Origin of the sequence: Marinobacterium weihaiense (assembly GCF_019061305.1) — a bacterium.
Lineage (GTDB): Bacteria > Pseudomonadota > Gammaproteobacteria > Pseudomonadales > Balneatricaceae > Marinobacterium > Marinobacterium weihaiense.
This window is the reverse complement of sequence record NZ_JAHQZT010000012.1, coordinates 81,567-90,019: the sequence shown is the minus strand read 5'-3', so window position 1 is coordinate 90,019 and position 8,453 is coordinate 81,567. Positions and strand designations below refer to the sequence as shown.

Below are 8,453 nucleotides of genomic sequence, written 5' to 3'. Positions count from 1 at the left end.
AACCCTGTCGTCTCAAGCGAGGAGGCGTATTCTACGCATCCCCGATGCAGAGTCAACACCCGTGCGCGTAAAAGTTTCAAAAAATGAAACCAAGCCAAAACCACCGCCCCTTAACGCAAACAGACACGCCTGATACCGGGGTGTCTGTCACCAGGCTTGTGTAGGAGGATTAACTTCAGCCCTTGCGCTCTCGCAGCACCATCACCGAGCAATGGGCTCGCTCGACCACCCGAGCGGTCACGGATCCGATCAGAATATTTTCGACCCGCGTGTAGTTGTGACTGGGCATCACGATCAGATCAACCGAAAGCTTTTCAGCCATACGGATAATTTCACGCGCCGCGTTGCCCTCGCAAACATGCTCGTGGCAGTGCGAGCGGCCAGGCAAAGCGCCTGCCACGAGCTGGTGTAGCTCGTGATCTAATCCCCGCAATGCTTTTTCCATGGTGTCGTTCGGAAAATAAGCAGCAACCAAAGGCATGTTCAGCCCAGGTAGCACTGCCATGACATGCAGCTCTGAATTTTCGTCTGCCAGGTAATGACTGGCCTCCTGCAGTGACGTGTGTGCCGTGGCTTTATCCTGCAGGTCAACCGGCAGCAGTATTTTTCGGAACATCACAGCCTCCTAAATGTATGTCTGCTGACGGCGGCGACGCAGTTGTAGCATCGCCAGCCCGGCCAACAGTAACAGTGCAGGCAGAGTCATCCACTGCTTGTCAGGGCGGTCAGTTTCCTGCTGAATACCCAGAATCTGCCAGTCGAAGTCCAGTCCGGCCTCCTGCGCCGGACTGCCGAAACCAACCAAATCAACCACCACCGCGTCATCCGAAATAGACAGCGTCAGGCCTGTATTGGCCAAGCGCTCTGCTCCCGTGTCACCGGCTTCAAGCGGCAGGCGTACCAGCTTGCTTACCATGTCGCCATCAATGGTCATACCCTCGGCCTGCAGCATCAGATGTCCACCTTCAGGCACGGCACCAGCCAGCGCCTCGATCTGCTGCGGTGGTGCAGTCGTGATCGGGGGGTAAATTTCATCCCACCAAAAGCCCGGACGGAACAGAGTAAAGGCGATCAGCAGCAACATCAGGGTTTCATACCAGCGACTTTTAACCAGCCAGTACCCCTGGGTTGCAGCAGCAAAGATCAGCATGGCGATTACGGCACTGGTAATGGTAATCAGCAGGTGCGGGATGCTTTCGATACCGATCAACAGCAGTTCAGTGTTGAAAATAAACATGAACGGCAGCACCGCCGTACGGATGTCATAGGTAAAGCCCTGTACACCGGTGCGAATGGGATCAGAACGCGCGATCGCAGCGGCGGCAAACGCCGCAAGCCCTACCGGCGGCGTATCATCAGCCAGAATACCGAAATAGAACACGAACAGGTGTACCGCGATCAGCGGCACGATCAAGCCCTGCTGGGCACCCAAGGTAACGATGACCGGCGCCATCAGAGTGGACACGACTATATAGTTGGCCGTGGTGGGAAGCCCCATACCCAGCAACAAACTGATCGCCGCAGTAAACAGCAACATCAGCATGATATTACCGGCCGAGATGAACTCGACAAACTCGGTCATCACCAGACCGATCCCCGTCAGGGTCACCGTACCTACAACGATACCGGCTGCTGCCGTCGCCACGCCAATGCCGATCATGTTGCGCGAACCGGTCACCAGACCTTCCAATAAGTCATCAAAGCCGGTTTTGACACCGGCGATAAACGTCTCGCCACCGGTACGGAACTGTGCCTTGAGCGGTTTGTGCGTCAACACAATCACGATCATGAAGACCGTCGCCCAGAAGGCGGATAGCCCCGGCGAGAAGCGTTCGACGGTCAAACACCAGACCAGCACGAATACCGGCAGCAGGAAGTAGAGCCCCGATTTTACGGTCGGACCGGTCCGTGGCAGCGCCACGATCTCGGCATTGGGGTCATCAATCTGCAGATCGGGATAGTGCGCTGCATGGCGTACTAACAGGATGTAGGCCACCAGTATGACGCCGGCCATCAGCCAATAGCTGGCATTGCCGAGGTACTCCTTGGTCCAGCCAAAGCCATAATACAGCCCCAGTGACAGCAGACAGACGCCGACTACGATGCCGCACCAGGTCGCCAGTTTCTGCGCCAGGGTTCGGCCGTCATGCGGTTTTTCCAAGCCCTGCATGCCCGCCTTGAGAGCTTCCAGGTGCACGATGTAAATCAGGGCGATATATGAAATCAGCGCCGGCAAAATCGCGTGCTGAATGACCTCAATATAGGAAATGCCGACATATTCCACCATAAGGAAGGCGGCCGCGCCCATGATCGGCGGCGTCAGCTGGCCATTGGTCGACGCCGCCACTTCAACAGCCCCCGCCTTATACCCCGGAAACCCGACCCGCTTCATCAGCGGGATGGTGAAGGTGCCGGTCGTGACCACGTTGGCGATGGATGAGCCGGAGATCAGGCCGCTCAAGCCGGACGACACGACGGCCGCCTTGGCCGGACCGCCACGCATGTGCCCCAGCAATGAAAAGGACACCTGGGTGAAATAGTTGCCGGCACCGGCTTTTTCAAGCAACGCCCCGAAGAGCACGAACAGAAACACGAAGCTGGTGGACACGCCCAGTGCCACCCCGAACACCCCTTCTGTCGTCAGCCACTGGTGCGACATTGCCTTAGCCAAGCTCGCGCCCTTGTGGGCGATCACGTCCGGCATGTAGGGGCCGGCAAAGGTGTAGGTCAGAAAGATTGCCGCCACGACCATCAGCGGCGGCCCCAACGCCCGCCGGGTTGCCTCCAGCAACAGCAGCATGCCCATGACGGCAACCACGATGTCGGCCGTGATCGGCGCCCCGGAGCGCGTCGCCAGCTGGGATTCGAAGATCACCAGGTACGCGGCGGAAAAAGCCCCTGCCAGCGCAAACAGCCAGTCATGCCAGGGAATGTGAAAACGCGGCGAGCTTTTCAACGCCGGGTAGGCGGTATATGCCAAGAAAATGGCAAAGGCCAGATGCACCGCCCTGGCCTTTGAATCATTGATAACGCCGATATCCAGCATGAAGGGCAGTGGCGATGCATACCAAAGCTGGAACAGCGCCCATGCCAGCGCAACTGCCCACAGCAGCTTGCCCGGCAGCCCGGCCGGTGCGCGTGCACCACTGTCGGACTGGGCCACCAGTTCCTGAATGTCGTCGTTCGAGGTTTTATAGGTATCATCCTGAGACACGGCGAGCACCCTTCAGCAGAAAACAGATACAGGAGGGCGAGGGCCGCCCTCCGTGGACACAGGCAGACTTACAGCAGGCCTGCTTCTTTATAGTACTTCTCGGCCCCCGGATGCAGCGGTGCAGTCAATGCATCACGAACCATCTCTTCCTTCTTCAACGTGGCGAAGGCCGGGTGCAGCTTGCGGAAGGTATCGAAGTTTTCAAATACCGCCTTGACCACATTGTAGACCACCTCGTCCGGCACGTCGGCCGAGCTGACGATGGTCGCACCCACGCCGAATGTCATGACGTCGTCCGGGTTGCCGCGATACATGCCACCCGGAATGGCAACCGTGCGGTAGTAGCTGTTGTCTTCAACCAGCTTGTTGACGGTGTCGTCGCTGACGGCCACCAACGTGCTGTCACAAGATGTTGTCGCTTCCTTGATGGCGCCACTCGGGTGACCCACCACATACACCATGGCATCAATCTTGTTGTCACACAGGGCACTGGCCTGCTCCGAGGCTTTCAGTTCGGATGCCAGGGAGAAATCGTCACGGGTCCAGCCCTTGGCGTCCATCAGCACCTCGATAGTACCGCGCTGGCCTGAGCCGGGGTTGCCGATATTGACCCGCTTACCCTTGAGATCATCGAAATTCTTGATACCGGAATCGGCACGGGCTACCACAGTGAAGGGTTCGGCATGCATGGAAAATACGGAGCGCAGTTTCTTGTTGGCGCCCTGCTCGGTGAAGGCATCGGTACCGTTGTATGCATGGAATTGCCAATCGGACTGCGCTACCCCCATATCCAACTCACCGGCCCGAATAGTATTCAGGTTATAAATGGAACCGCCGGTACTCTCGACAGAGCAGCGAATGCCATGATCGGAACGGTCCTTGTTAACCAGTCGACAGATTGCACCACCGGTCGGGTAATACACCCCCGTCACACCGCCGGTACCAATCGTGATAAAGCTTTCCGCGTGTGCAACCGAGGCTGTTACCAGACCGCCTGCGGCAACGGCTGTGGCCATGGCCGCGGACATCAGGGTTTTCTTCAGTGCCATATCGAACTCTCCTGTTTCGTATCGGAAAGGCCCCTGGGTCAAACTGACCAACGGACCCGCTTCAGGCTTTCAGTATTAGCCAGGGCTGCTTGCGCTTCAACCGTTTACTGGATTTTTTCCTGTAAAAACGATGACATAGAATCAGCACCCAATGACGCTCAACAGACCTCTCCCCAGGGGCCCAATTCCGCTATAGTGAAGCCAGAGACCGTTTGCGCAAGGAGCCAAGATGTACAGTCTGCCTGATCTGGAGCCACTCAAGGACTTCAACGCCATTGCCGTGCTGACCAGCGGTGGCGACTCCCCCGGCATGAACCCGGCCGTGCGCGGCGTGGTGCGTGCGGCCCTTAACCAAAACATCCGGGTATACGGCGTGCAGAAGGGCTACAGCGGTCTGGTGGCCGGCGAACTGAGGGTGATGACCTCCGCCTCGGTCCGCAACATCGTGCAACGCGGCGGTACCATTCTGAAAAGCGACCGCTGCCCCGAATTCAAAGATCCGGCGGTGCGGCGCCAGGCCATCGACGTGCTGCAGCGCGAGGGCATCGACGCTCTGGTGGTGATCGGCGGGGACGGTTCACTGACCGGCGCCCACTGTCTGGCCGAAGAAAGCGATATCGCCGCCATCGGCCTACCCGGCACCATCGACAACGACATTTTCGGCACCGAGGACACCATCGGTTTCGATACTGCCGTGAATACCGCTCTGGATGCGATCGACAAGATACGCGATACCGCGTCATCACACGAGCGTCATTTCCTGGTGGAGGTCATGGGGCGCAACTCCGGTTTCCTGGCCACGCACGTCGGCATTGCCGCCGGTGCCGAAATGGTGGTCGTGCCAGAGTACGAAGTGCAGATCGAACAGCTCGGTCAGCAATTGAGTGACAGCCGCCGCAGTGGCAAGGGGTCCAGCGGGATCATCGTGGTCGCAGAGGGCCGTGACCCGGGCCTGACCTACCGCCTGGCCCAGCAGTTGACGCAACACGGCGAAGAGCCGCGCGTCTGTATTCTGGGCCATATTCAGCGCGGCGGTCGCCCCAGTGGCCATGACCGTGTGCTGGCCTCCAGTCTCGGCGCCATGGCCATCAGCTACCTACTGGCCGGCTACAGTGACATCATGGTCGGCGTAGCCAACGGCGCCATCGTTGACGTACCGCTGGACAGTGTCATCCGCTACCGCAAGGGTCTGGACCCGAAGCTGTTTGAACTGGCGCTCCTGCTGCACAAGTAGCCTGCAGCCCCGCCGGCGGCTCAGCCAAAGCGGTCGGCCACAAAGGGGTTGGCCTGGCGCTCAGCACCGAACGTCGACATGGGGCCATGCCCCGGGATGAAGTCGATGGCATCGCCCAACGGAAACAGTTTCTCGCGGATGGAACGAATCAGCGTGGCATGATCCCCGCGGGGAAAGTCGGTACGCCCGATCGAGCCCTGAAAGAGCACATCTCCCACCAGCGCCAGCGCCGATTCGGGGTGGTAAAACACCACATGTCCCGGGGTGTGGCCGGGGCAGTGAATCACCTCAAGCGTTACCTCACCAAAGCTGACACTGTCGCCATCGTCCAGCCAGCGATCCGGGGTGAACACTTCCACATCAGGGAAACCGAACATCTGGCTCTGCTTGGGCAGGCCTTCGATCCAGAACTCATCGCCACGCTCAGGCCCCTCAATGGTCAACCCCAGCTCGCGCGCCAGAGCGGCACTGCCACCGGCATGATCGATATGGGCATGGGTCAGCAGGATTTTTTCCAGCTGCACACCCTCTTCAGCTACAGCGGCCTTGATCCGAGCCAGGTCACCACCGGGGTCGACCACCGCGGCTTTGCGGGTCTGTTCACACCAAAGCAGGGTACAGTTCTGTTGGAAGGGGGTAACCGGAATGATGCGATATTTCATGGGCCCTCACAGGTCGATAACGGTTTGCTGCAGTATATCGACCCGGGGCCCTGAAAGTCAGGTCTTGAAACGCCCGATTTGCGCCTGCAGGTCATGTGCCAGCTGCTGCAGAGTTTCGCCGCTGGACGCGACGCTATTAGCAGCGGCCACCGTACTTTCAGACGCTTGGGTAATGCGCAGCAGGTTACTGTTCATCTCTTCCGACACTTGGCTCTGCTGTTCCGCGGCAGCAGCCACCTGAACGCCCATGTCCCGGATACGTGCCATCTGCTCGACAATACGTGTCAGTTCTTCCCCGGCGTGCTGCGCGGTCTGGACACTTTCGTCCGCGCCCTGCCGCGACCGCCCCATCACCTGGACCGCTCTCTGGGCCGCGCTGCGCAGGCGATCGTTCATGTTGCGAATCTCTTCGGTCGACCCCTGGGTACGCTGGGCCAACTGCCGCACCTCGTCAGCCACTACAGCAAAACCGCGTCCGGACTCTCCGGCACGGGCTGCTTCAATGGCCGCATTCAGCGCCAGCAGGTTGGTCTGCTCGGAAATTGCCTGAATTTCCCCCAGCACCTGCCCGATCTGTACCGTATCCCCCTCCAAGGCCTGAATGACTTCGGCCGCCTGCGCCACTTCATGTGCCAGGGCCTGAATGCGCTGCACAGTATCATCCACGTCATGATTGCCCTCATCGGCTTCATGATCGGCATTTTCGATAGCCGTGGCGGTCTCCCCTGCACTGCGCGCTACCTCATGCACACTGGCGGCCATCTCGTTCATCGCCGTGGACAGCAACTCGGCTTCCTGCGCCTGCGCATCCAGTGCTGCACTGGTTTCTTCTGCGCTGCGTGCCAACCCTTCGGCGCTGGAGGACACCTGATGGGCCGACTGGGCGATCTGGCAGACCAGGTTCTGAAACGCCACCAGGGTTTCATCAATCTGTCGTCCGACCTGCCCCAGCTCATCCCGTGTATTCAGCGCTGTACGCGCCCGCAGATCACCGCCTGCCACCTGCTGCATGACTTGAGCAATGTGTTCGAGCGGCCGGGTAATTGAACTTCGCAGCGGCACCGCCAAACCAGCCAACACCAGCAATGCTGCTACCAACAGAGCCCCCATGTAGAGGACATCTTCCAGAAAGGCCGCTTCCAGGTCATCAACATAGACACCGGTGGCCACGACCCAGCCCCAAGGCTCAAATGGTTTGGCCAGTGTCATCTTGGCCTTGAACTCACCACTCTGCGGATGCGGCCAGCGATAATCGAGCTGTTCGACATCCTTGCCGGTACCGACCAGTGCAGCCATCTGGGCAAAAATGGCGCGCCCATCCTCCGTGCGATTATCTTTCAATACGCGGCCAATCAGTGCCTGGTCAGCACCGTGGGCTATCACCCGTGCATCCGTATCCAGTACGAAAAAGTAGTCGGTATCGTTATAGCGCATGCTTTCCAGCATGTGTCGGGCGGTGGCCTGCGCCTGTACTTGACTGATTTCTCCGGCATCCACTCTTGTCTGCTGAGCTTTCAACAGCCCTTCGGCACTGTCCAGCAAAGCATGCAGCTGGTGCCGTCTTTCCTGTTGCAGGGAGGTACGCATGTCAAGCAGAGACAGGGCTGTGAGCATCACCAGCATCACGCCGGCAATCAGCACCAGGAGCCAAAGTTTGGTACGAACAGACAGGTTGCGCAGGGACATGGGGGGCACTCGTTCAACTGTTGGTTTTTTTATGCACTCTAGACTAGCACAGTACACCCACCGCAAAAGTACCCATGTGCTCATACCCTTATAATCAATGCGTCTAAAGGGGATTAATTATCCGCCAGTCAACATATGAAGTCCCGGCAGCACTGACAGCGGGCCGGATATTCAGACAGCGCTCCTAGCCACCTTCACGCTCAACATTGACATCAGGTGCTCCCTCGACGCCGACCGCAACCCGCACAGTCATCGGGCTACAGCACACGGTACAGTCTTCGCTGTACTCCTGCTCGGATTCGGTCACATCCACCGTCAGACTAATCGGCTCGCTGCACCAGGGGCACATTACGTCTACCACTTCCAAGGGGTTCATCAGCATTTCACCTCCGTTCCGGGCCGGCTGGCCAACCTAAGCGGTCTTCTGGTTACAGCATAGACAGTTCAGTCTGGAGTGCCTAAACTAGCGGCTGATTCTTGGTCGGGGTGCCTGCTGTGACAGGCTGAGATGAGACCCGCTGAACCTGATCCGGTTGATACCGGCGTAGGAAATCGAGATGACCGTCACCATCACGGCACCCGTGCGCGTGATCGCTGCGGTTTTCTCC

Annotated in this window: 7 protein-coding genes and 1 riboswitch; of the genes, 1 reads left to right on the top strand and 6 read right to left on the bottom strand. The window is 58.7% G+C overall.

The features are described from left to right. Positions 1-175 precede the first annotated feature (175 nt). From KTN04_RS10795 to KTN04_RS10785, 3 genes are all read right to left on the bottom strand, one after another. A complete protein-coding gene (locus tag KTN04_RS10795) occupies positions 176-616 on the bottom strand; it encodes a universal stress protein (protein ID WP_217335243.1) in 441 nt (146 codons plus the stop codon). Positions 617-625: 9 nt separating this feature from the next. Then, the gene (locus KTN04_RS10790) at positions 626-3,214 is read right to left on the bottom strand and encodes a TRAP transporter permease (protein ID WP_217335242.1); all 2,589 of its coding nucleotides are present in this window, start codon (positions 3,212-3,214) and stop codon (positions 626-628) included. A 68-nt stretch (positions 3,215-3,282) separates the two neighbouring features. Further along, positions 3,283-4,263: a TAXI family TRAP transporter solute-binding subunit gene (locus KTN04_RS10785; protein ID WP_217335241.1), complete on the bottom strand. Its 981-nt coding sequence runs from the start codon at positions 4,261-4,263 to the stop codon at positions 3,283-3,285. A 229-nt stretch (positions 4,264-4,492) separates the two neighbouring features. Between KTN04_RS10785 and pfkA the strand changes: the two genes are divergently transcribed. Continuing rightward, the gene (gene pfkA / locus KTN04_RS10780) at positions 4,493-5,497 is read left to right on the top strand and encodes a 6-phosphofructokinase (protein ID WP_217335240.1); all 1,005 of its coding nucleotides are present in this window, start codon (positions 4,493-4,495) and stop codon (positions 5,495-5,497) included. A 20-nt stretch (positions 5,498-5,517) separates the two neighbouring features. On the opposite strand, the gene KTN04_RS10775 is transcribed toward pfkA, so the two are convergent. The 3 genes from KTN04_RS10775 to KTN04_RS10765 all read right to left on the bottom strand — a co-directional run bounded on the left by KTN04_RS10775 (position 5,518) and on the right by KTN04_RS10765 (position 8,227). Next, on the bottom strand, positions 5,518-6,159 hold the full coding sequence (locus KTN04_RS10775; protein WP_217335239.1) for an MBL fold metallo-hydrolase: 642 nt from the start codon (positions 6,157-6,159) through the stop codon (positions 5,518-5,520). Positions 6,160-6,216: 57 nt separating this feature from the next. Beyond that, entirely contained in the window at positions 6,217-7,845 is a 1,629-nt protein-coding gene (locus tag KTN04_RS10770; protein ID WP_217335238.1) for a methyl-accepting chemotaxis protein, read from the bottom strand. A gap of 184 nt (positions 7,846-8,029) precedes the next feature. Next, a complete protein-coding gene (locus tag KTN04_RS10765; RefSeq protein ID WP_254262503.1) occupies positions 8,030-8,227 on the bottom strand; it encodes a CPXCG motif-containing cysteine-rich protein in 198 nt (65 codons plus the stop codon). A gap of 90 nt (positions 8,228-8,317) precedes the next feature. Continuing rightward, positions 8,318-8,413, top strand: a riboswitch (TPP riboswitch). The last annotated feature ends 40 nt before the right edge of the window (positions 8,414-8,453 follow it).